General features: G+C 31.7%; 19 protein-coding genes and 1 riboswitch. All 19 genes read right to left on the bottom strand.

All coding sequences use genetic code 11. From position 1 onward, the window contains the following. Positions 1-8: 8 nt before the first annotated feature. Positions 9-1,193: an ATP-grasp domain-containing protein gene (locus LY60_RS11375; RefSeq protein ID WP_145083685.1), complete on the bottom strand. Its 1,185-nt coding sequence runs from the start codon at positions 1,191-1,193 to the stop codon at positions 9-11. Positions 1,194-1,207: 14 nt separating this feature from the next. Continuing rightward, positions 1,208-2,068, bottom strand: coding sequence for an NAD-dependent epimerase/dehydratase family protein (locus LY60_RS11370; RefSeq protein WP_246145428.1), 861 nt, complete (start codon positions 2,066-2,068; stop codon positions 1,208-1,210). An 8-nt stretch (positions 2,069-2,076) separates the two neighbouring features. Next, the gene (locus tag LY60_RS11365; protein ID WP_145084002.1) at positions 2,077-2,754 is read right to left on the bottom strand and encodes a sugar transferase; all 678 of its coding nucleotides are present in this window, start codon (positions 2,752-2,754) and stop codon (positions 2,077-2,079) included. Beyond that, the gene (locus LY60_RS11360; protein ID WP_145083679.1) at positions 2,754-3,434 is read right to left on the bottom strand and encodes a PIG-L deacetylase family protein; all 681 of its coding nucleotides are present in this window, start codon (positions 3,432-3,434) and stop codon (positions 2,754-2,756) included. The genes LY60_RS11365 and LY60_RS11360 overlap by 1 nt, the downstream gene beginning before the upstream one ends. Before the next feature lie 170 nt (positions 3,435-3,604). Beyond that, entirely contained in the window at positions 3,605-5,557 is a 1,953-nt protein-coding gene (locus LY60_RS11355) for a polysaccharide biosynthesis protein (protein WP_145083676.1), read from the bottom strand. A 255-nt stretch (positions 5,558-5,812) separates the two neighbouring features. Then, a riboswitch (cyclic di-GMP riboswitch) is annotated at positions 5,813-5,905 on the bottom strand. A gap of 366 nt (positions 5,906-6,271) precedes the next feature. Next, positions 6,272-7,264, bottom strand: coding sequence for a UDP-glucose 4-epimerase GalE (gene galE, locus LY60_RS11350; RefSeq protein WP_145083673.1), 993 nt, complete (start codon positions 7,262-7,264; stop codon positions 6,272-6,274). 82 nt (positions 7,265-7,346) lie between these two features. After that, positions 7,347-8,390: a Wzz/FepE/Etk N-terminal domain-containing protein gene (locus LY60_RS11345; protein ID WP_145083669.1), complete on the bottom strand. Its 1,044-nt coding sequence runs from the start codon at positions 8,388-8,390 to the stop codon at positions 7,347-7,349. 117 nt (positions 8,391-8,507) lie between these two features. Further along, entirely contained in the window at positions 8,508-9,635 is a 1,128-nt protein-coding gene (gene wecB / locus LY60_RS11340; protein WP_145083666.1) for a non-hydrolyzing UDP-N-acetylglucosamine 2-epimerase, read from the bottom strand. A 1-nt stretch (position 9,636) separates the two neighbouring features. After that, on the bottom strand, positions 9,637-10,746 hold the full coding sequence (locus LY60_RS11335; RefSeq protein WP_145083999.1) for a capsular polysaccharide biosynthesis protein CapF: 1,110 nt from the start codon (positions 10,744-10,746) through the stop codon (positions 9,637-9,639). Continuing rightward, positions 10,743-11,768 carry a nucleoside-diphosphate sugar epimerase/dehydratase gene (locus tag LY60_RS11330; RefSeq protein ID WP_145083663.1) on the bottom strand — a complete coding sequence of 342 codons (1,026 nt, stop codon included), beginning with the start codon at positions 11,766-11,768 and terminating at the stop codon, positions 10,743-10,745. The genes LY60_RS11335 and LY60_RS11330 overlap by 4 nt, the downstream gene beginning before the upstream one ends. Positions 11,769-12,017: 249 nt before the next feature. Beyond that, on the bottom strand, positions 12,018-13,097 hold the full coding sequence (locus tag LY60_RS11325; RefSeq protein WP_145083660.1) for an N-acetylneuraminate synthase family protein: 1,080 nt from the start codon (positions 13,095-13,097) through the stop codon (positions 12,018-12,020). Between the two features lie 7 nt (positions 13,098-13,104). Further along, positions 13,105-14,751 carry a cytidylyltransferase domain-containing protein gene (locus LY60_RS11320; RefSeq protein WP_145083658.1) on the bottom strand — a complete coding sequence of 549 codons (1,647 nt, stop codon included), beginning with the start codon at positions 14,749-14,751 and terminating at the stop codon, positions 13,105-13,107. Positions 14,752-14,781: 30 nt separating this feature from the next. Beyond that, entirely contained in the window at positions 14,782-16,209 is a 1,428-nt protein-coding gene (locus LY60_RS11315) for a lipopolysaccharide biosynthesis protein (protein ID WP_145083655.1), read from the bottom strand. A 25-nt stretch (positions 16,210-16,234) separates the two neighbouring features. Further along, entirely contained in the window at positions 16,235-17,065 is an 831-nt protein-coding gene (locus LY60_RS11310; RefSeq protein WP_145083653.1) for a hypothetical protein, read from the bottom strand. 4 nt (positions 17,066-17,069) lie between these two features. Continuing rightward, positions 17,070-17,762, bottom strand: coding sequence for a CatB-related O-acetyltransferase (locus tag LY60_RS18340; protein WP_145083650.1), 693 nt, complete (start codon positions 17,760-17,762; stop codon positions 17,070-17,072). Position 17,763: 1 nt separating this feature from the next. Further along, positions 17,764-18,669, bottom strand: a complete 906-nt coding sequence (locus tag LY60_RS11300) for a 6-hydroxymethylpterin diphosphokinase MptE-like protein (protein ID WP_145083648.1) — start codon at positions 18,667-18,669, stop codon at positions 17,764-17,766. Continuing rightward, positions 18,662-19,927 carry an O-antigen ligase family protein gene (locus LY60_RS11295; protein ID WP_170226190.1) on the bottom strand — a complete coding sequence of 422 codons (1,266 nt, stop codon included), beginning with the start codon at positions 19,925-19,927 and terminating at the stop codon, positions 18,662-18,664. The genes LY60_RS11300 and LY60_RS11295 overlap by 8 nt, the downstream gene beginning before the upstream one ends. A gap of 51 nt (positions 19,928-19,978) precedes the next feature. After that, positions 19,979-21,178 carry a glycosyltransferase gene (locus LY60_RS11290; RefSeq protein WP_145083642.1) on the bottom strand — a complete coding sequence of 400 codons (1,200 nt, stop codon included), beginning with the start codon at positions 21,176-21,178 and terminating at the stop codon, positions 19,979-19,981. A 21-nt stretch (positions 21,179-21,199) separates the two neighbouring features. After that, the gene (locus LY60_RS11285; protein WP_145083639.1) at positions 21,200-23,035 is read right to left on the bottom strand and encodes an O-antigen ligase family protein; all 1,836 of its coding nucleotides are present in this window, start codon (positions 23,033-23,035) and stop codon (positions 21,200-21,202) included.

Here is a 23,035-nt window from a genome sequence, read left to right as displayed (position 1 = left end):
AGACTCTCCTATTTTGAGGTATTTAGTACTGTTTTACTTCCCTTTTTATGCATCTTGCTCTTGTACCTTGCAATAGCTTGAAGTGTAAAACTAAACCATGGTAGCGGATCTTTTATATCAAATATTTGATCCTTTGTGTTTTTAATCTTGAACCAAGAAGGCTTTGTATTGAACCTATCTTTAGATTTCAAAAACCACAAAATATCAGCTTGTGTCATTCTAATAGAAATATTGTTTTTATAATTCATCATTGATGTAACTTCATTTCCCAGTTCATTTTCAAGTATTTGTTGTGCCTGATTAACACCTGCATCAAACCCAATTTGTGCACAAGCCATTATTCTTGGGTTTATTTCCAATACTTTTGCTACATTATCCCTAGGATCATGAATTAAATCCACACCAACGGCTCCTCTTAAGTTCATAAGTTTAGCTAACTTGATACAAGTTTCTTTAACATCTTCACGATAAATTGTAGTGTTAAATGTTCCAGTACCCCCTTCTAATGGAAACCATCGATGACTTGCATAAATAAAACAACTTTTAACCTCTCCGTTGTTATCTATAAATAAATTGCATGACAAATTCAGATCATCTTGTGGAATTAACTCCTGAACAACATAATCTTCTAATGAAATGTCAAGACCCATAATATATTCTTGTAATTCAACCTCATCTTTAATATATATAAATCCACTCGCTCCACACTCTCGTCTTGGCTTTATAATAATAGGAAATACTAAATCAGAATTTAATATATCCTCAAAATTCTTAATGTTTATAGCAGTTCTTGGACATGGGATACTATTGCTCATACATTCCATCATTACTGATAGTTTATCTTGTGATTTATCAAATACTTCTTTATCATTTGAGGCCACTTTTGTATAATTGCTAAATTCAGCTTTATTAGTAGAAAGTATCTTAGCAGAAAAATCTACTAATGGTAGGACCATATCATACCTTCTAGTCTTTAATAATTCTCTAACACATGAGACAGTTTCATCATAACGTTCAGGATTACATACTCCTATTATCTTATAATCAGGCAAGCGAGATGCATATGCAACATCAAGTTTAGAATCACACAGTACTGAAACAATACATCCCTGTTTTTTAAACTCCCTAATAAATGGTAAAGATTGTCTGGCATATCCTTCAAGTATCAAAACTCGTTTTCCTTTAAAACTCATATCTATGCCCCCCCTTACTCACTTCTCAATGGATATACCGCCTTACTAAGAAGATATGTATATTTGTTCTTTCCTGTTATTCTTGCTACTACGTAGCCACATACTACCATCCAGCGTGGAAAATGCAGAACATGCTTAGCCCTGCCTTCCTTACGCTCATGTTCTATGACTTTTGCCGTCTCAAGCCTATGTTCATCCTTAATAACCCTTATCATTCCATCAGGTTCAGTAGAGACCCAATTAACCATTACTTGAACAGCCTTTTTAATATTGAGCACCTCATACTCTGAACCCTTACCTACGATATATGCCCAATCAGGATATTTCAGATAGTATCGCTTTTGAATATCACGCTTAACTTCTTCTGTGTATACAGGTGAGAAGCGATAAATATTGAACTTTCCTCCTTGTTTTTTCAGTATCTCCTCTGCTTCAGCTTTTGTTTTGCCGTAAATGGATATCGGGTGTACTTCTGTCTCACCTGACACAACACCCTTGGTAAATCCGAAGACGTCTACCGTACTGATGAAGAGAATGTTGGTATCTTTTGTAACTTCAAAAACATTCTGTGCATTAATCACATTTGCTTGACGATAAGCAGCTTCAGACAAATCAATCACGTCTTTTGTGTGGGCTAATGCCGCAAGATGAATAATATGTGTGATGTTGTTATCAGCAAATATATTTTCCAATACTTCCCTATCTGCCAAGTCGATAACGTACTGCTTATAATTCTTGATTTCTTCCCCTAGTTCAGTTTTTCGCCTAGCCAAGCCAATCACGCTATAACCCTTTTCGAGAAGCCCTTTGACCAGATGTCTACCAATCATGCCACTTGCACCAGTGACAAGAACAGTTGTGTTTTCTATATCCACCAATATCATCATCCTTTAACAGTGGCTTCTTCTGCCACAAAACTTTTTAGCTCTTCCAATATTTTGTTTGTTGCCTTGCTTTCACCGTGACTAAAACTGTACAGAATACAAAGCACTGTCCACCAAATCATCTTAATGTCAAAGCCACAAGAGATGTGACTTACATAAAATCTATCCAATTCCAATCTGGTAGGTAGAACAAGTTCTTCATACTCTATTTCATCCTCTATGGTGTCACCGTATATGTAATCGTAAAGAGCAGACGGACCTGACAAGCCAGGGATTACAGTACTTACTACTGAATACCTTCCAGCCCTAACTACCGATACTTGGTCCTTTGAAGCCGGCCTCGGTCCGATAATTGCCATGTCTCCTACCAAACAGTTGAGTAACTGAGGTAATTCATCTATCTTGCTAGCACGTAAAAAAGCACCGAATGGGAATACTCTATTTGTATCAGCCTTAAAGCTATGTTCACCTGCATCTCGGTCAACCCTCATCGATCGGAACTTGAACATTCTGAACTCTCGGTTGTCCTTACCAATTCTCTTCGCCATATAAAACACGGGACCAGGGTCTGATACTTTGATTCCCACCACAGCGATAAGCCATAACGGTGATGTCACAATAATTCCCAAGAGTGAGGCGATAATGCAGAAGGCTCTTTTAAAGAATTTATAGAACATCATACAACTCTCCTAAATACACTTTCAAAAGCTTCTGCATAAACCATCCCAGCTTGTCCACCTCTATAAGCTGCTAACCCTTTTAATGCTTCATTACTTCTTGGATGAGGGTAATCTCTCATTACACCACGGTACTGAGATAGAGCTTCTATCTTATTGTCTACCGCTTTTTCACCTACTTCAATAAATGTATTTGGATTAAATTGATTCATTGCTTTATTTAATGCCCATTCAGTTGCTGAAGGAACTTCCATGAAAAGTAGTTCTTTAAGAGGTGTTAATTCTGGCCTTCTTTGAAATAACCTCACAGCAGCTTGACATGCAAGTGAGGTATGCAAATGATCGTTATTTAAATCTGCTGGATGGTGGGTAAATACTACTTCAGCCTTGGTTTCTATTATTACTTTTTCAATGAATTGTACTAAATTTAAATGCGGTACAGTGTTAAATTCAATATTTGGGAAGTCTCCCGTAATTACTTTATCAACGCCTAATATATTTGATGAACAATCAAGATCCAAAGCTAGTTCATCTGCACTAGGACGATTGTTTCTTGCATTAACATTACCGGAAAGAATACATACATTTACTGAATGCCCTTCTTGCGCAAGCTTGTACATCGTAGCTCCTGCACCTAAAACTTCATCATCTGGATGTGCTACAACAATTAAATAATTCATTTCTAATACCCACCTAACTAAAATATTATAATGTGTCCAATTAAATGTAACAAACAATTTTACTGACTGAAAATTAAGGACGCATTCTGCGTCCTTAGTAAGTAAATTCTTAAACTACAATATGTTCATGTACTATTTAAGGATTGCTAATTCCACTTTTATGCATTAATTTATGCTGTTTCAACTCTAAATACTAAATTGTCTTCATTTTTATTAAGAGTTGGCTTTTCATATTCTGTTTTTGATTTATTATTATTGTTTGGAGTCCTTTTGTATGTTGGAACTAAGTTTTCTATCAATTTCAATTCAGTTTCAGTTTCCAGATTCAGAGCTGCTTTATGAAGATTACTTATAGCATCAAGCAGATGGACTTCATTGACATACGTTGGCTTTTCAATAAATATTTTATCAATTTCTGTCTTGGTTTGTCCGCTTTTTTCTGTTATCAACAGCTCTTCATACAGTTTTTCTCCAGGTCTTAAACCTGTATATGTAACTTTTATGTCTTTGTCAGGAACCAGTCCTGCTAATCTTATTAAATTATATGCTAAGTCTTTTATCTTTACAGGTTCACCCATATCCAGTACAAATATTTCCCCGCCGGTGGCTATTTTAGCTGCCCTAAGTACAAGCTGTACTGCTTCAGGTATTGTCATGAAATATCTTGTTATTTCTTCATGAGTTACGGTTACTGGGCCACCTGTACGGATCTGGTCCATAAACAATGGTATTACTGAGCCATTGCTTCCTAATACATTACCGAATCTTACTGCTACAAAATCAGTCTTGCTGCGTTGATTGAAGACCTGAATTATCATTTCACAGATTCTTTTTGTAGCCCCCATAACATTAGTTGGATTGACTGCCTTGTCAGTAGAAATGAGAACAAATTTGTCTGTTTTATATTTATCTGCCATGCAGGCTGTGTTGTATGTACCCATTATGTTATTTTTTATTGCTTCTTCAGGGTTATGTTCCATCAATGGCACATGTTTGTGTGCTGCTGCATGGAATACTATATCAATATTTCTTGTTGAAAATATTTGTTCCAGTTTGTTTTTATCTCTTACAGAAGCTATTTGAACTTCCATGTTCAGGTCATTGCCATAGTTACGGACTAGTTCCTGCTGAATGCTGTATGCATTGTTCTCATAGATATCAAGTACTATCAGGTTTTTTGGTGAATAAGAAGCTATCTGCCTGCAAAGCTCTGAACCTATGGAACCGCCGCCGCCTGTGACAAGTACAACTTTATTTTCTATGTATTCTTTTGTCATTTGACAATCCAGGACAATAGGCTCTCTGCCCAGGAGATCTTCAACTTGTACATCTCTTAATTTACTTAATAAATCCTTTTGACCTCTATTATCTATTAAGCTGTATATTTCCGGTAAGATTTTTAGTTTGCACTGTGTTTCTGCACAGAGGTTTAAAATTCTTTTCTTGTTTTCTTTATCTATGGATGGTATAGATATGATTATTTTTTCAATGTCATATTTCTTGGCCATTTCTTTTATAGTGTTAGTATTTCCAACTACAGGGGCAAAATAAATTCTTCTTCCTATCTTTGAAATATCATCATCAACTATGCATTTAACATTATAGTGGTTATGGTTATTAGCTTTGATTTCACCAAGCATGATATATGTTGCTTGTCCAGCTCCAACTATCATTACATTGGTTTCTTTGTCGCCTTCACTTACGCTTTTATTTTTACCAATTATCAGTATGGACCTGAATACCACTCTTGCAGTTATAGAGAGCATTGATGATAAAGTTGTTGCAAATGGATATACATAATAATATATTTTTATATCAAGAAATCTAGTGACAGAATAAAAAAGAGCATTAGCCAAAAGAGAAGCACAAATACAGTGGTATAAATCAACTATGCCAGTATACCTCCACATATTCCTGTATGTCTTCAAGGCAATAAATGTTCCAATATAAATAATTGTGTAAATTAGGATTGTATTACGAATGATTTCAATTTTGATTGGATTTATGCCTGAGATGGCATAAGGTGTTACATAAGAAAGCATAGCTATGCAAGTATCTATTAGCAGAGGAATGTATCTGCGATACTTGTTAAGAAGTGAATACGCACTTAAATAAATAGTCATTTTTCAATACCCCTATTGTTATTTGACATTATTTCTTTATAGTTATATTATTAAATTTTTATAATACCCCCAAATTTTATTGCCTATGTGCGAACCATGTAAAGCTGTTGAAATTTTAGAGTATCACAACAGATGTTAACCAAATTACTATTCATTATTAATAATAATTTGTTAGCAGTGCAATTTAATTGTCATAAACTATCATGTCATAATTTGGCATAAAAATAGCCACTAAAAAAATAAATAAATAATTGTTTTAGCAGCTGAACTATCGTAGCATTAATTTGTTGTGCCTTAGACTTCTTAGCTTTGCGTCCTAATCTTTCAATTAGTTTGCCTTTTTCAAATTATTTAAATTTCCAAAATATTATGTAAATCTGTAAATTATTGCATATTATGTCAATAGTTTTATTATAGCACATGAAATGTTAAAATCAAGTACTTGAGATAAATACTTTATTCACAAACGTTAAATAAAAAAGTATTTACTTTTTTAAACGTATTTAATGTATTGTTTTTCTTTATGTAATTTCTTATGGCAAGATAGTTCAGAGGATGTTCATTTAATGCTTTGTTCTTTAGTAAGTTCGAAATTTTTGTTTCAAGAAACCGGTTAAGATTGTCGTATTTTGTCGATTACTTATGAAAAAGTGTTGCGTTCAATGAAAATGCCCCGGGGTTTAATGTCACCAGGGCATTTGGAGTTAAGTTAAATTAATGCTTTGAAGCATAGTTCCATGAGTCTCTGCACATTTCATTTATATTATACTGTGCCTTGAAACCTAATTCTTCTTCAGCCTTATTGGTATCAGCATACACTGTTGCCACATCGCCGGCTCTTCTTGTCGTGATCTTATAACTTATTTTGATGTTGTTAGCTTTTTCAAAGGCGCTCACCACTTGCAGAACGCTATAGCCATTTCCTGTTCCCAGGTTATATGTAAATAAACCGCTATTATTCTTGACTTTGTTTATTGACTTCACATGTCCATCAGCGAGATCTTCAACATGTATGTAATCCCTGACTCCGGTTCCGTCAACAGTGTCATAATCATTTCCAAACACATTTAGATGAGTCAGTTCCCCTTTAGCTACTTTGCATATGTATGGCATAAGATTATTTGGAATTCCGTTGGGATTTTCTCCTATGAGCCTGCTCTTGTGTGCACCTATAGGATTGAAATATCTGAGAAGCACCACTGCAAACTCATTGTCAGAAGCATACAAATCCCTTAGCATTTCCTCAATGACAAGTTTAGTCCTGCCATAAGGATTAGTAACCCCTAATGGAGAGTTTTCAGTAAGCGGCATTTCTTGTGTTGTACCATAAACAGTTGCAGATGAGCTGAATATGATTTTCTTGCAGTTGTATTTCTGCATTATCATTAGCAAATTGATTGTGCCTGTAATATTGTTGTTGAAATACTTAAGCGGCTGCGCAACAGATTCCCCCACAGCCTTAAGCCCTGCAAAATGAATTACACAGTCTATTTTGTTTTCTTTGAAAATTTGTTCTAACCCATTTATATCCAATAAATCAATTTGATAGAACTTAGGCCTTATGCCTGTTATGGCTTCAATACTGTCAATTACTTCCGCTCTGGAATTGTACAGATTGTCCAATATTATTATATCTTCGTTTTGATCTAATAACTTTACTGCTGTATGTGAACCGATATAGCCGGTCCCGCCTGTGATTAGGATCATAGTTAATCCCCTCTAAATTATATTTATGAAACTTAAGTTAATAAGAATTATGATGATTTAATTATAAATAACCTTGTTTATTTTATGCTTCTTTAACCCAATATTCCTTTATCAGTGCTGTCATAACACCTATCATTCCGCCGATTACTGCACCAATTATGGTATTTAATGAATTGCTAGGGCTTGTTTTTTGTGTTGGCGCTACAGGAGGAGAAGGTAAATACACACTTGTTTCTACAACACCTATTACACTTGATTCTAACTTTTTAGCTCGTCCTGTTTCATAATATTTATTCAAGGCTTGCTTTTCCACACCAAGCTCACTTATATATTGATTATTCATCATAATCGAATTTTCAATAATATTTATTGACTGTTTGTTTTCAACAATATCATTTTCAATTTTTATATAATTTGGATTCACTGTATTAACAGGAACAACATAATCACTTTTATCAGTCAATTGAGTCTGTATTTCTATACTTGCTTCACCTTTTGTTATTATTTGAGGTGTCTCAGCTAATAATTCTTCATTTGTACTTAATATATCTCTAGTACTCTTTAATTTGTTCTCCAAGCTTTTTATATTCATACTAAAATTATTTATGAAATAATTGATAGCTCTTTCTTTAGTCATTACATCTATAAATTCTATATAATTAGCAAATAATGTCTGTGCCAACTTTAATGACTCTTCTGGATTATCTGCAGAAACAGTTACTTCAAAACTGTTTTGAATAGTATTTGTCTTTGTATCAACATTTCCTATAGCAATTCTTTTCCTTAACTTTTCTAATGATATTTCAACTGTATCATATTCCATATCTTTTATAGTATTTATTAAAACATCATTGCTAGTAATCAACTTTATATACTGATCATTAGTAGTAATAGGCAATGTATAATCACCATATCTTGTAGAATAAACTTCAGGCATACTTATAACTATATTTAGTTTTGTATCATAAACAGGTGATATCACAAACTTGCTAAATAACCCCGCTAATATTGCGAAAACTAAAGTAAAACTTATTATCATCTTTTTTCTTTTCCATAAAGCTAAAATAAGTTCTTTTAGGTCAATTTCATTTCTATAATATTGTACATTATTTTGATTTTCGTTCATTATTTGCTCCTTATTGTAAATATTTAATTCCTTTGAAATTACATTATAACAGAAAGTTGTACAATGAACAATTTAAAAATGATTAAATCATCCACTATCAAATAAATTTAATATTAGCTAATTATTTTGCCAGACAACTCTATTGACATAATCAGTATATGACAATATGATTCTAAGCACCTTGTCAGAAACATTAGGCATACTATAGTCTGCTACTCTTCTTAAGGTATCACCTTGTTGAGATTCTAATATCTCTAATCCTTGTAATATTCTTTCTTTTGTAAGGCCGACCATCATTACAGAAGCTTCTTCCATCGCTTCTGGCCTTTCATGTGCTTGTCTTATATTAAGTGCTTTAAATCCAAGAATTGATGATTCTTCATTTATAGTCCCACTGTCACTAATTACAGCTTTTGCATTTGTTTGCAATTTTACAAAATCATTATATCCTAGTGGTTTCATAAGTGATATCAACGGATTAAATATAATTTTTTTAGAATCTATCATTTTTCTTGTCCTAGGGTGAGTACTAACTATAATTGGTAATCTGTATTCATCTGTAATGGCATTTAAACTATCCACTAAATCTAAAAAATTAGTATCAGAATTTATATTTTCTTCACGATGAGCTGACACAACAAAATATTTTCCGACCTCTAGTTTTAATCTCTCCAAAATATCTGATTTTTCAATATCTTCTTTTCTTGAATTGATTACTTCGAACATTGGACTTCCGGTTTTAATTATTCTGTCTGCAGGTATTCCTTCTCTAAGCAAATATTCTCTTGCGATGTCACTATATGTTAGATTAATATCTGCTGTATGATCAACTATTTTTCTATTAGTCTCTTCTGGTACTCTTTGATCAAAGCACCTGTTGCCTGCTTCCATATGGAATATTGGAATATGTCTTCTTTTGGCTGCAATAGATGTAAGGCAGCTATTTGTATCTCCAAGAACTAAGAAAGCATCTGGTTTTACTTTTTCTATTACTGGATCTATTTTTATGAGGATATTACCTATAGTTTCAACTGCATTACCAATTGCTGCATTAAGAAAATAATCTGGTTTTTTCAATTTAAAATCTTTAAAGAACACCTCATTTAATTCATAATCATAATTTTGTCCTGTGTGTACTAAAACATGTTCTATAGCTTTTGACTCTTCCAATTTGTTAATAACAGCAGATAATCTAATAATTTCCGGCCTGGTACCTACGACTGTCATTACTTTTAATTTCTTCATATCATACCTCCAAGAAATATGTGTCCGGTTCTTCCGGATTAAATGGTTCATTCGCCCACATGAATATTACCAGATCAGTAACTCCAGTATTTATGACATTGTGTGTGTATCCAACTGGGATATCTACCACTTCCATTTTATCTCCACTCACATAGTAATCAATAATCTCTTCTGTACCAATCTTTCTAAAACGAATTAATCCTTTTCCGCTTAACACAAGAAACTTTTCATTTTTGGTATGATGCCAGTGATTCCCTTTTATAATACCAGGCTTTACAATATTAATAGAGAACTGACCTCTATCCATTGTACGAATTATTTCTGTAAAAGATCCTCTATTATCAACATTCATTTTTAATGGATAACTAAATTGATCTATTGGTAAATAGCTTGTATAGGTACTATATAATTTTTTTTCGAATTTATTGGCCATATTTGGTACATTTAATGTCTTTCTGCTATCTTTAAATGATTTGATTAATTCTGCAATTTCACCAAGCGTAATTGTATGTGTATTTGAAACCTCACAGAAATTTCCGTTCCTATTTTCTTTACCTTTTAGTGCATTAATCAATTCTACAATCACATCATCAATATATACTAAATTCATGCTAGCATCTGGATCGTTTACTTTAATAGGCAGATCATTAGCAATATTATGGCAGAATGTTGCTACAACACTGTTATAATTAGGTCTGCACCATTTTCCAAACACATTAGTGAATCTATAGACTAATACCTTTGCTCCTGTTTCTTTACTATATGAAATCATTAAATCCTCTCCAGCTTTTTTGCTTCGTCCATAAGGATTGTTTAGGGCTGCTTGAGTTGATGATGACATCATAACCGTTGCTTTATTATTATGTTTTTTTAACAAATCAAGTAATATAGAAGTAAATCCGAAATTCCCTTCCATAAACTCCTCTTGATTTTGAGGTCGATTAACACCTGCTAAATGAAACACGAATTCACATTTTTGACAATAAGTGTCTAACAAAGATATCTCCATATCTCTACTATATTCAAAAATATCATTATAGCCACGATTCTTAAGTTCAGTAATAAGGTTTTTGCCAATAAAACCGTTAGCTCCTGTAACTAGAATCTTCATGCTCGATTTTTCCATAATTCCAGCTCATCTCTTATATACTTCAAATTTAATAATTTTTCCTTCGTCTGTTCTAAAGTCAGACGTTGTGTATTATTTGAATTGAATTCAGTCAACTTATTATATTCTTGCATACCTTCAAAAAAGTATTTATCATAATTCAAATCACGTTTGTCTGCAGGAACACGATAAAAGTTTCCCATATCAATTGCATGAACACTTTCTTCTTTAGTAAGCAAAGTCTCATACATTTTTTCACCATGACGTATTCCAATTACTTTTATTTCATTATCTGCATTAAACAACTCTTTAACAGCTTGAGCTAATACTTCAATGGTTGTAGCAGGAGCTTTTTGTACCATAATATCTCCACTTTGAGCATTTTCATAAGCAAATAAGACTAGTTCAACCGCTTCTTCTAAGCTCATGATAAATCTTGTCATTGATGGTTCAGTCACTGTTAATGGGAGTCCAGCTTTAATCTGTTCGATAAACAGTGGGACAACAGACCCTCTTGAGCACAATACATTTCCGTAACGAGTACCGCAAATCAATGTCTTGTTAGAATCTACAGTTCTTGATTTTGCAACAAATACTTTTTCCATCATGGCTTTAGACGTTCCCATTGCGTTAACAGGATATGCTGCTTTATCTGTTGAAAGACAAATTACTTTTTTGACACCTGCTTCAATACATGCAGTGAGGACATTTTCAGTTCCTATTACATTTGTTTTTACAGCTTCCATCGGGAAAAATTCACATGATGGCACTTGCTTCAAAGCTGCGGCCTGAAAAACGTAATCTACACCATACATTGCATTTTTTATACTGGATAAATCACGAACATCTCCGATGTAGAATTTAATCTTATCGTTGTTGTAAATATGGCGCATGTCATCTTGTTTCTTTTCATCACGAGAAAATATACGTATCTCTTTAATATCTGTACTTAAAAATCTATTAAGTACAGCATTTCCAAAAGACCCTGTACCTCCTGTAATTAATAAAGTTTTATTTTTAAACATACTTATTCCTCCAATTTATCTAAGACGATTAATAATTACTTTGTTAATTTCATTATAGAATTGCATAGTTTCTGCAAATAACCATAAGCTATATTCTGTGTTAAAAGCTAATTCTTTATGTTCTTTGAAAAATATTTGCAATCATGTTTCCTACTATATCACAAAGCCTTTAATTCCGCAAATCTATTGAACATAACAATATTTTATAAGCATTATGCAGGTTCTATGTAAAAGATATTGTTTAGCATCTTAGTTTATCATTTCATATTTAAGTATAGTATCTTCATAAATATCACACAAAGCAACTTTCCCTATTACTTTATTTAATTCGGCTGGAGAAATTCCAGTGCCAGGTCTTTTAAATGTGAGCATATCTTTAGTTATAACTGTACCTTTCTTAATACATGTTGCAGCGATTAATGACCTTCTCGCATTTTCCCTTGCACTAAGTTCTGATTCCAAGTATTTTAATTCATAACTACCTCTTATTTTATCTATAAATTCGATTCCTTCTATAGCTTTTTTTACATCATTCGTATCCATTGCATGATAATGATCATTCCCTGGTAGTGTCTTGTCAAGAGTAAAATGTTTTTCTACCACTATGGCTCCTAGATTGTATGCTGTCTTAATAATATCAGCATATTCATCCGGCTTCGTGTGGTCCGAATATCCTGTAATTAAATCTTTATATTTATTCTTTAAGTTGTTTAGGCTTATAATTTTATTTAAGTTTGCATGTTCATATTGTGTAGGGTACTCTAACACGCAGTGCAGCAGTACTAATTTCTGGTTATTGTATTTTCTTATCAATTCTATTGTTCTGATAATCTCGTCTTCATCGGAAGCACCAACCGACAATAAAATGGGTTTGTCCTTCTTTGCTATATGTTCAACTAATATTAAATTATTTAAATCAGATGAAGAAATTTTATAAATATTCATTAAATCATTCAGATAATTAGCAGACTCTATATCAAAAGGAGTTGAAAGAAACTCAACACCTAAATTTTCACAATATTCAGACAGTTCTTTATATTCATTATACGATAAACTGTCATATTTTTTGAAAAGCTCATACTGAGATGATGTTGATTCTTCATTTGTATCCCAATATGAAGGAGATTCCTTGGCTGCCAATGTATCAGCTTTATAGCTTTGAAATTTCACTGCATGCACTCCTGCAAATTTTGCTTCTTTCACCATTAATTTAGCAGCATCCATTACAGAAATATTCATTTTTTTCGCAATATCATAATAATTAACTCCAATTTCAGCTATTAATACAAATTTTCCCTCACTAGCTCTATTAACAATTGTATTTATCATATTTTTCTTAATCCTCCTTTAATATAATTCTAATAACATTATTAATGCCCTTTTTCAAATCGTGTTTTAACATTAGTTCTCGCATCTCGTTTCTAACTTGCTCTGTTCCTACAAGCCATTCAAATGTAGATTCCAACGTCTTTAATGAGATGTCCTTTCCCAATCCTAAGTTAAGAAAACCGTTCTGCATTTGTGCAAATGTATGGAGTTGCTCTCTTTCATTTTGTGCTAAAACAATTGAAGGGACACCTAAAGTAGCTAATTCATAAACGGTTCTACCCTGCGATGTGAAAGCAAGGTCTGCGATTTTCATATATTCACTAATCCTTTTCACGTCAGACAAAACATATATATTTTTTTCTTCAATAGTTTTTAAATCATTTGCATTAACGTCATATCCGCTGCCTGTTATGAAATTAAATGTCACATTCGGATATAGCTTATGCATTTTTAAAGCAAACTCATATATTTTCAGTGTTAAATTTGAAGGATCGGTACCGCCAAAAATAACCAGAACATTTTTAACAATTCTTGAAAATGGTTTAGGTTTATTGGTTAAAAATTCATCTCTTAAGCATACATATTTCTCACCAAAGAAATAGTTATCTGGCGAAGTATCATCATTATATAAGGCATTTATTACTGCATCTGCATATTCTGCCCCGTTTCCCAAATCTTCTATAGTAATAACCCTTTTTGTCAGCTCTTTCAATTTTAAAACGTATGATTTTTCCGTATTTAAGCAATCATTTACTACTACATCGGCTCTCCAATTTTTTAAAAACGAATAAAAGTCATCATCACTTTTTATCAAAACATATGGCATAAAACTGTCCTGAATTTTTTTAACACCTTCTGTATATTGTTCTTTAGTAACGAACATAACTTCATGTCCTGTCAAGTTGTATGCTAAAGTTAAGCAATGGTAGATATGTCCCATGCCAAGCTCTTTATATCCATCTGCTCTAAATACAATTCTTTTTTTCTTCAAAGAATGCTCACAAACAATCCAATCGTTGGCACTGTCAATGTCTGTTGATTCTTCCTTAGGTACTTCAAAAATTGATGGGTTTTTTCCAAGTCGACTTTCCAAAGTTACACATTTTCTACTAGAGATAAAAAATGAACCTGTCTCAAGATATGTTGGAGGCAATAATTGTCTATTAACACGTTTTTCATAATTGGGAACATAACTTTTTCCTTCTTTTGACCAAGTTAAATGCGGATCATTAACTGCACTAATATAAGAATCCTTATCGTCGTTAATGAAACTTTCAATCGCGCGATTTAAAGTATCCGGTTTTAATAATGGCGAAGTTGGCTGCAATGTAATTACCACATCATAAATCATTTTATTTTGCTCTTCCATTTTAATAACTGCATCATATATAACAGGATCAAGTGTTGTTAAATCATCAGCTAATCTTGCATCTCTTACTATATAGTCAATATCATATAACTTTGCTATACTGATTATTTCCTCATCGTCAGTTGTAACAACAATGTCTGTAATTGATTTACATGACAACGCATTTTCTATAGAATAAGATATGAGAGGTTTTCTGTTCATCAATCGGACATTCTTGCGTGGAATTCCTTTAGAACCTCCGCGTGCCGGAATTACCGCTAATATTTTAGCATTATTGTAGTTCATAATGATTCTCCTTTACTATATGCTTAAAATTTAATCAAATTTATTAAATATACTAAAATTCAATAAAGCACTAATATCTTTATTTAAAACACAGATGAATCCAGCTAAAGTGACAATGCACATTAAAATCCTAAATCCTAAGCTAATTTTTATTGTTATGCTGACAGCAGCAATAATAGTTAATGTAGCTGTAAATAAAATTATCTTGAACCAATCAAACCTGATTTTACTGCTACTTCTTGCTAATATCATTATTACAACATAAACAATTAGTTTTGTGCCTAAGCTTGTAAGTGCTGCTCCGTACATGCTGTATCTAGGAATAAATATTAGATTCGATACCATATTTAAGCAAGCCCCTGAAAATGTTACAACACCAATATATTTTGCATATTTAACATGATACATTACAATATTCAAAAAAGCGAGATATAAATTTGAGTAGCTATAGGCCAGTACAAATATCGGGATAAGTTCCAGTGCTTCATGATAAGACTCGTCCACCATAATATTAAGTATTTCTGGAGTTAATAGAATTATTCCAATGCCTAAGAGGCTGAATAATCCAGTCAATATATTTATTGATTGATTGATTCTAATATTCTGTCCATCCTTTATTTTTCCATATAACCATGGCACATAAGCTTGATTAATCGCTGCAGAAAATACATTCGTAATCATTCCTAATTGGTTTGCTACATTGTATATGCCTACTTCAACCAATGAATAAAACCTTGCTAAAATAATCCTGTCAAATACAGTATTGACCCAGTTTGAAAGTGTATGGGGAATTAATGGTATTGAATACTTAAGAGCTGTTATTAGATGTGTTTTATTGATAATTGTTTCTGTTTCTACTTTAAGACTTCTAATAGATATAATAAAAAATATAATTCCTGTAATACACATCGCTAAGATAACGCCTAATGATTGCAGTTTAAAAACAACTACAAATATTATGCTTAGTGTCGTCTGCATTAAGAAATTTGTTATTAAATTGGCTGAATATCTGTTAGCATTCTCTTTCATTAGCAATATTCGTTGATACATCGAATATATGGGGACTGTTAATATATAAACAATTCCAATAATAATATGTGGGTAGTAAGGAACACCTTCAGCAAATGGTACTACAAGGTATCGACCAAAAATTAATAGCAACACTGCTAATAGCATGCTTACTAAAATAGTAAAATATACCACAGTACCTATAAACTTTTTCCTATTTTCATTATCATCTTTATATTCTATATAATACCTTCCGGCAGCCGCATCCATTCCTAATGTCGCCAAAACACCATAGAATGAACAAACACCAGTAACAATGTTCAATGTGCCATACTCACTTGGAATAAGCTGGGATGTGTATAGAGGAAGCAAAAAGAATGATATACCTTTCTGAATAATTATTGCCGAAGCATATAAAATCATATTTTTCAGCTGATTATTTAATTTCAAAATTCATTTACCCCGATTTTTTATTTTAGTACTTTGTAACAAACTTTACACCGATTTGTGTCATTAATTTTTTTATTACTTTTCTAGCCCAATACGGAATATGGTTTCTTATGTAAGTCCTTACTATATGATTCCATTCTTCAGAAGCTTTTAAAACAGCACGATTCCCTGGATCAATAACAATACCTTGGTTACGGTAATATTTTAATGTTCCAGGTATCCATTTACCTTTAAGGACGCCATTATATATAATAAATACATTTGAATTATCTACATAGCATCCTTCCATATGCTTTTTTGATAATACATATGTTTTTTTCAACTGATTTATCTCAAATTCCCAGGCACTATAATTGCCATTTCCTAGCAAATTAATCAGAAAATCTTTATTCCATAATGCCGGTTGTAAATTTATTCCATATTCTTCATTTTCATTAATTTCGTATGCATTAATTGATTTGTCTATTCTTCCGCGAGGTGGTGGATTTCTATTTAATCGATAATATCTGTATTTATTTAATAATATTTTTGCAACTATTTTATTAAAATCATGGTTGCTGACTTCTTTACCAATAAAATAATCTTCAAGAAGCAGAAGAACATATTTAGCACTTATTTTTGATAATGCAATTCTTGTTCTGTTGCTCCATGATATTTCATCTCCGGTTTTAATTACTATAACATTGTTAAAATCTACATCTTTATTATTAGTTACCAAATATAATTTATATGGACAGTCTGGCCAGTACATATTAAAAAACTTAAAAAAGTATTCCCACAAATCTGAATATCCATCAAAAGATAATATTACTATTGCAAAATCATCAAGTGAAAACTCACTACTATTTAAGTTCATTCAACTACCTCCTATCATCCTTTTCATGCAGCGTATCTATCTGAATTAGAAATTGTTCAATATCTATCATAGAATCAGAAAGCAAACGAATCTTCTCCTCATCATAATTCCACCACTCTATCTGCAACAGCCGATCAATCTGTTCTTGAGAAAATCTAAATTTTATGTGCTTTGCAGGAACCCCTCCGACAATTTCATATGGGGCAACATCTTTTATTACAAGTGCACCAGCTGCAATAATCGCTCCATCTCCTATTTTGACTCCCTGCATTATTTTTGCATCTGATCCAATCCAAACATCATTTCCGATGATAAAGGCTTTATTATTACTAATAAATTTGTACTCATCAAATTTATTCTCGTTTACATATTTAATGCCTGCTTGATTTCTTACAGAATAAAAAGCGGGATGTGTAGATACAAAATCAGAAGAAGGATGCATTCCTCCGATAAAGTGTACCCTATCGCCAACTGAACAATACTTTCCTATTGCAGCTTCACCAATAGTGCAATTTTCACCACAATATGAAGCATAACCCCATGTACAATTCCTTAGATTTGTCATTTTCCCGATTTTATTAGCACCTTGAAATTTAACATTACTATTGATATTAGACCCAATGCTCAATTTAACATTGTTTTTTTTGGAATTGAACAATATATATTTTATTGTATCAAAAATTATGCCTACACCCATTTTATTTAATATCCTCCCCAAGTTCAGAAAGCACTTCATCCAGACTTAATTTTGGCAGATTATCTAAAGCACCACCTTGAGTTGTATTATATATTTGAATGCCATTTCTATCACAATAATCATGTATATTTCTAAAAACTGAAAACATTGTGGCATAACTCTTCAACATAATTTCATTGTCATTCATTTGATGAACTTTTCTAATTCTTTCTTTTTCCTGTTCATTATACCCATAAACATGGATAAACTTTTCATTGTCCTGATCTTTAGTGCTCTTTACATAATTTTCTAAAATACCAGTCATATCACAACCTAACAAATATATTTTGCTAAATCCCATATATATTGCACAATAAATTGCGGCATGTACTACAGTCTGTACCTGAGGCATATATTTATCCATTCTAATTTTTCTTTTAAATCCATCATAACTTCTATATCTACTTTCGATATAAATATTTGTCTTATTGCCAATATGATTATTTTCAATAAATTGTTTTGATGTATAAGGAAGTATCAATGTCAAATTTTCATAAGAACTTAGATTTTTAATGCGTTGCAATGTATCATTTTCACTAGGCTCATTTTCTCGCAATGAAAAGAATAATGGGTCGACCATAAGATGAAAATTAGGTTGTACTATGTTGAAAATTTCAGACCTATACAACTGATTTACAGTGAATACATAATGATTTTTCAAAAATTCTAAATTTTGCTCTTCTTTTAGTGATGGTCCATTTCCTAATATGAAACAAGCTTCACCCTTGTATTTATTATTAAATATTTTGTTATGATACATAGTATCGCGATAATTCTTATCTTTCACCATTTTCACTTGAAATACAACATCCCATAAAATGTTCTCTATAATATCCAAATTACGATATATCATGTCTCTTCTACTCATCAAACACACTCCCTTGAAAATTTAATTTCAACAGCAAATCAGATAATACAAAGAACACCATAATTTCAATTGACAGTGCACTTATCATCTGTAAAATGATTAATAGTGTGAAATAACCGCATAGCAATATACTTTCTTTAAAAGATTGTTTATATAAAACCAGAAACTTTTTTAATGTAGAGATCATGATAATAATTACTATTACAACACCAATTATACCATTCGTCATAAGCTGTTCAAAGATAGTATTGTGCGTACTTATATTGTATCCGGAATATTCTGCTAACTTTTCAGTGTAATTATTTCCAAAACCAAAAAACACATTCAGTATCGGTGCATTGGCAATTGATTTAATGCTTGCTTTCCATTGCTCAAATCTTATAATGACATTTCCCTTATCTTTAATCACCATCAATTTCTTTAAGTTTGCGGATAACGAGTTTTGTATAAATTCAAAAACATTAACTTCTGCAACAGAAATAATAATCATTATAATAACAGCTATCACTAAAAATAAATAAATCTTTTCAGTCACTTGCAAAGCTGTTTTGTATTTATTGATGTTCATACATAAGTATATAAATAAACTGAAAATAACTGCAATTAATGCAGTCCTTGAATAAGTTAAAATCAAACATATAAATGTAATTATTACAGCGACTGAATATGTCTTTTTTCTATATGTAATTTGTCCTGTCAGATACATTCCTATAAAGAATACAAAAGTCATATGCAAGGCAACAAAATTAGCATTGTATTGAACAGCTGTACATATTATTGTGCTTATAAATATATTCATCTGATATATTGAATCTTTAGGAAGTGGATATAGATAATCACCTATTGCCATTTGGTATAAACCTATAATCGGTCCGCCTAAAAATCCAAGCCAAAATATTATCTTTAAAAATTTTATTAATTTTTCCTTGGTATTACACATCAATATAATTCCTAAACAAATAGCAGGATACTGCAGGAAATTTTGCAAAGCTGTTAATTCCAAAAATGTTCTGTTTATAATACTTGAAATAAGACTTATCAGGTACAAAAATATAAACAAAACCATGCTCCTGCTCACAAGTATTTCCCTATTTAATATAACAATTTCAATAACTAATATTAATAAAGGTAATGCTGTTAATAAATAAGGGCGAAGAAAAAATACTGTGCTTGATACACAAAACATTAACAAGAAATATATAAACAGTGCAATCCATGCAATGTATTCTACTTTAAAACTCTTTTTACGTCCAATCATTTTTAACTCCATATTTATCTTTAAATACACATATTATTTACATATTAACTACTAGAGCACATTTTTAATATTTAGAAGAAATTCCTCAACCTTTCTTGACTGCATATTTGCGGACTTATTTTTAAGAATAAAATTTTTAGCCCTTTCACCAAAATCAACATTCCATTCAATAGTGTTATTTAATACCTCTTGCATTTTTCTGTTTATGGTGTCGATGCTATTGTTATCAATTAAAATCAAGTATTCCTCATACTCTTTAGGAATTCCTGGTAACCTTGTTGTTAAAAACGGTGTGCCAGAAATCATGTACTCAAATGTTTTGGAAGGGAAAGAATATTTCGTAAATTCATCAGTAGGATTTCTAACACTAATTAGTAACTTACAGGATTTTTCATATTCAAATACAACTTTTCTGTCTCTAAATCCAAAATATTTAATCCGCTTATCTTCCTTCTCTTGTTGTATAACATAACTTCTTAAGTCTCCATCTCCAAAAATCCAAAGCTCAACTGTTTTATCCTGTATCAATTTGAATGCATCTATTATATTTTCAATGCCGAAATTTTTCTGCAATGTACCAGCATACATAAATGCATGTTTTTTTTCACATGGTTCCATATTCAAATCATCCGCTGAACAGACGCCTTCCAATAGTAAAGAAGGTTTCCCTTCAGTTGGCAGTCTCTCTTTCATAGAGTCAGTAAAAAGTATATATCCGTCAATTTTCTGCAAAGCCTTATCGATTATCTTTTTATCCAAATTCTTCAAAATTTTTTTAAAAGGTTTCTCAGCTAGTGCAAGGTCCATATACTCAGGTAAATCAGGGCATATAAGAATACATTTTAATTTTTTATTAATAATTTTTGCAAAATTCAAGGCTAATAAGTACGGTGTATGAACTAAATATCCTATTGCAAAATTTGTGTCTCGATTTTGATTAAAATATTTAAAAATTGAAAAACACATGGTTATTGTTTTTGTTATTAATGATATAATAGGAATATTAACATAAAAAACATATTTATCATTAGCTCCTTCACGATGAGCCCATTCTTTACCTTTTGATACAAACCCACATTTTTCAGGATAATCACAAATTATATTTACATGTACATCACTTGTTCCCTTTTCTAAACCATCGATAATACTTTGTTGAAAAATGGAACCCGAAACTGCACCAGGTCCATTTAATTTTCTCTCATATCCTGACTTTGTTCTCCAAGCTAAACCGCTAATCCATAATAATTTCATAATATTAATAATTCTCCTGTATCAATTAATTTCACCTTTTTTATTTAAATTGAAATTAATACAGATTCCCATTCCAAGTATAATCCAGAACAAAGGCGCTACTGATACAACCTGATCATTAAAGAATCCTGCTACCAAATAGCCGAAAATACTTATAAAGCATGCTACTCCGACATACTTTTCCAAGGAATCATAATGTATCTTATTATAAATTTTTAGGCTTGTAATCAAATATATACTCCACGCTGCTAATAATGAAAGTAAAGAAATCACACCGGTATTCAAACCTATCTGCAAATACATATTATGTGGTTTATCAACAACCATATTTGCATCCCAACCTGTATTTAATTTACCTACAAAATCGTCCTGAGGGAATGCAATTGGAAAATTATCAGCTCCAACACCTTTTATAAAATTATCTTTTAACAAAGGAATAGTTCTGCTCCAAATATAAACTCTATCTGACAATAATCCATCATAATCATCCCAACTCTCTATCCTTTCAGCAACAACTGGAGTAGTAATTCTCCCTCCTGTACCCAATATTTTAATATTATTTTCACCAATATAAAAATTAATTTTATATAATGAACCGCCAATAGTTACAGTTACTCCCGGATAATCCTCAGGCATAAAAATTTTATATCTACTATAGTTTGGATCTTTAAATGTTATTTCATTTCCTTTTGTCACTATTTCCAATTCATTAAACTCTTTATCCAAAAAATAAAGCTTTTCTTGCTCAACTTTAAAATTTAATGTCTCTTTATTTGTTTTTACAGAAAAAGTGTTTTTGCCCAATTCAATACTTTCAAATTTCAAAGCATTTTCATTATACTCTTTCATATTTTCAATTTGTTCAATTAAATTAAATGTCTTAATCCTGCTAAGTAACTCCCCATCAGAAATAAAATTAAAACCTACAAATATAACAGCCGAAGCAGCCAGAAGACTGACTGAAATTTTCCAATACCTCTTGATAGCCTTTCTGAACAGCCATAATCCAAGTATAGAAGATATAGCAACTCCTATATAACCAGCTCTTGAATTGCATCCAATCCATATAAATATCATCAGAACAGATGCTAAAACTGCGCAAATTCTTTGTTTCATGGACTTAGCTCCTAAAAGAGCAGCAATCGACATAGGAAGCATCAATGTAGCAAAACTACCTACGTAATTTGTATTGAACAATGTTCCATATATTGTTTTAGGACCAAATGAGAATGATAAATTTTCAACAAGCAGATTGCCTGGCATTATCAAGCTTTTCCCTATATCAGTCTGGTAGATATCAAATCCAAAATACTGCCCTATGCCGATGAATCCTTCAACTAACATCAGAAATAGAAATGCCCTAACAAATAAAGATAAATCACTTTCATTATTTATAAAATTAATTGTTAGGAATGTAATGAAAACATAACTCATAAGAACAAACATACCTTGATACATATCTACAAACCCCCATAGAGCTGTAGTAGTATCTACTGCAAATAATGTTGAAATTAGTACAAATATTGCATAAATGCCTAGTGGTATATAGTATTGTTTTACATTTTTAAATGGTAGTTTGTTTTGTTTATAAAGTACTATATAAAAAACACACGTAATCGCAGTCAGTACAATAAGCCACCTTGATTTCCAATAGCTGAAGAAATCTAAATACTGTTGCTGTCCTGTCCAAAATAGAGATTGAGTTGTGCCTTGTAAATCGAGATATTTAGCATATGTTATAAGTGGAACAAATCCTGCAATAATTAGCAACGGTGCAAAGTAAAGTATAGATAATCTCTTGTTTTCATAATTTATTGATAAAGGTTGTTTAGTTTTTTTTTCAATTTTATCTTTCAA

Source organism: Sedimentibacter saalensis (assembly GCF_007830175.1).
GTDB classification, from domain to species: Bacteria; Bacillota; Clostridia; order Tissierellales; family Sedimentibacteraceae; genus Sedimentibacter; species Sedimentibacter saalensis.
This window is presented reverse-complemented; position numbering and strand designations above follow the sequence as displayed.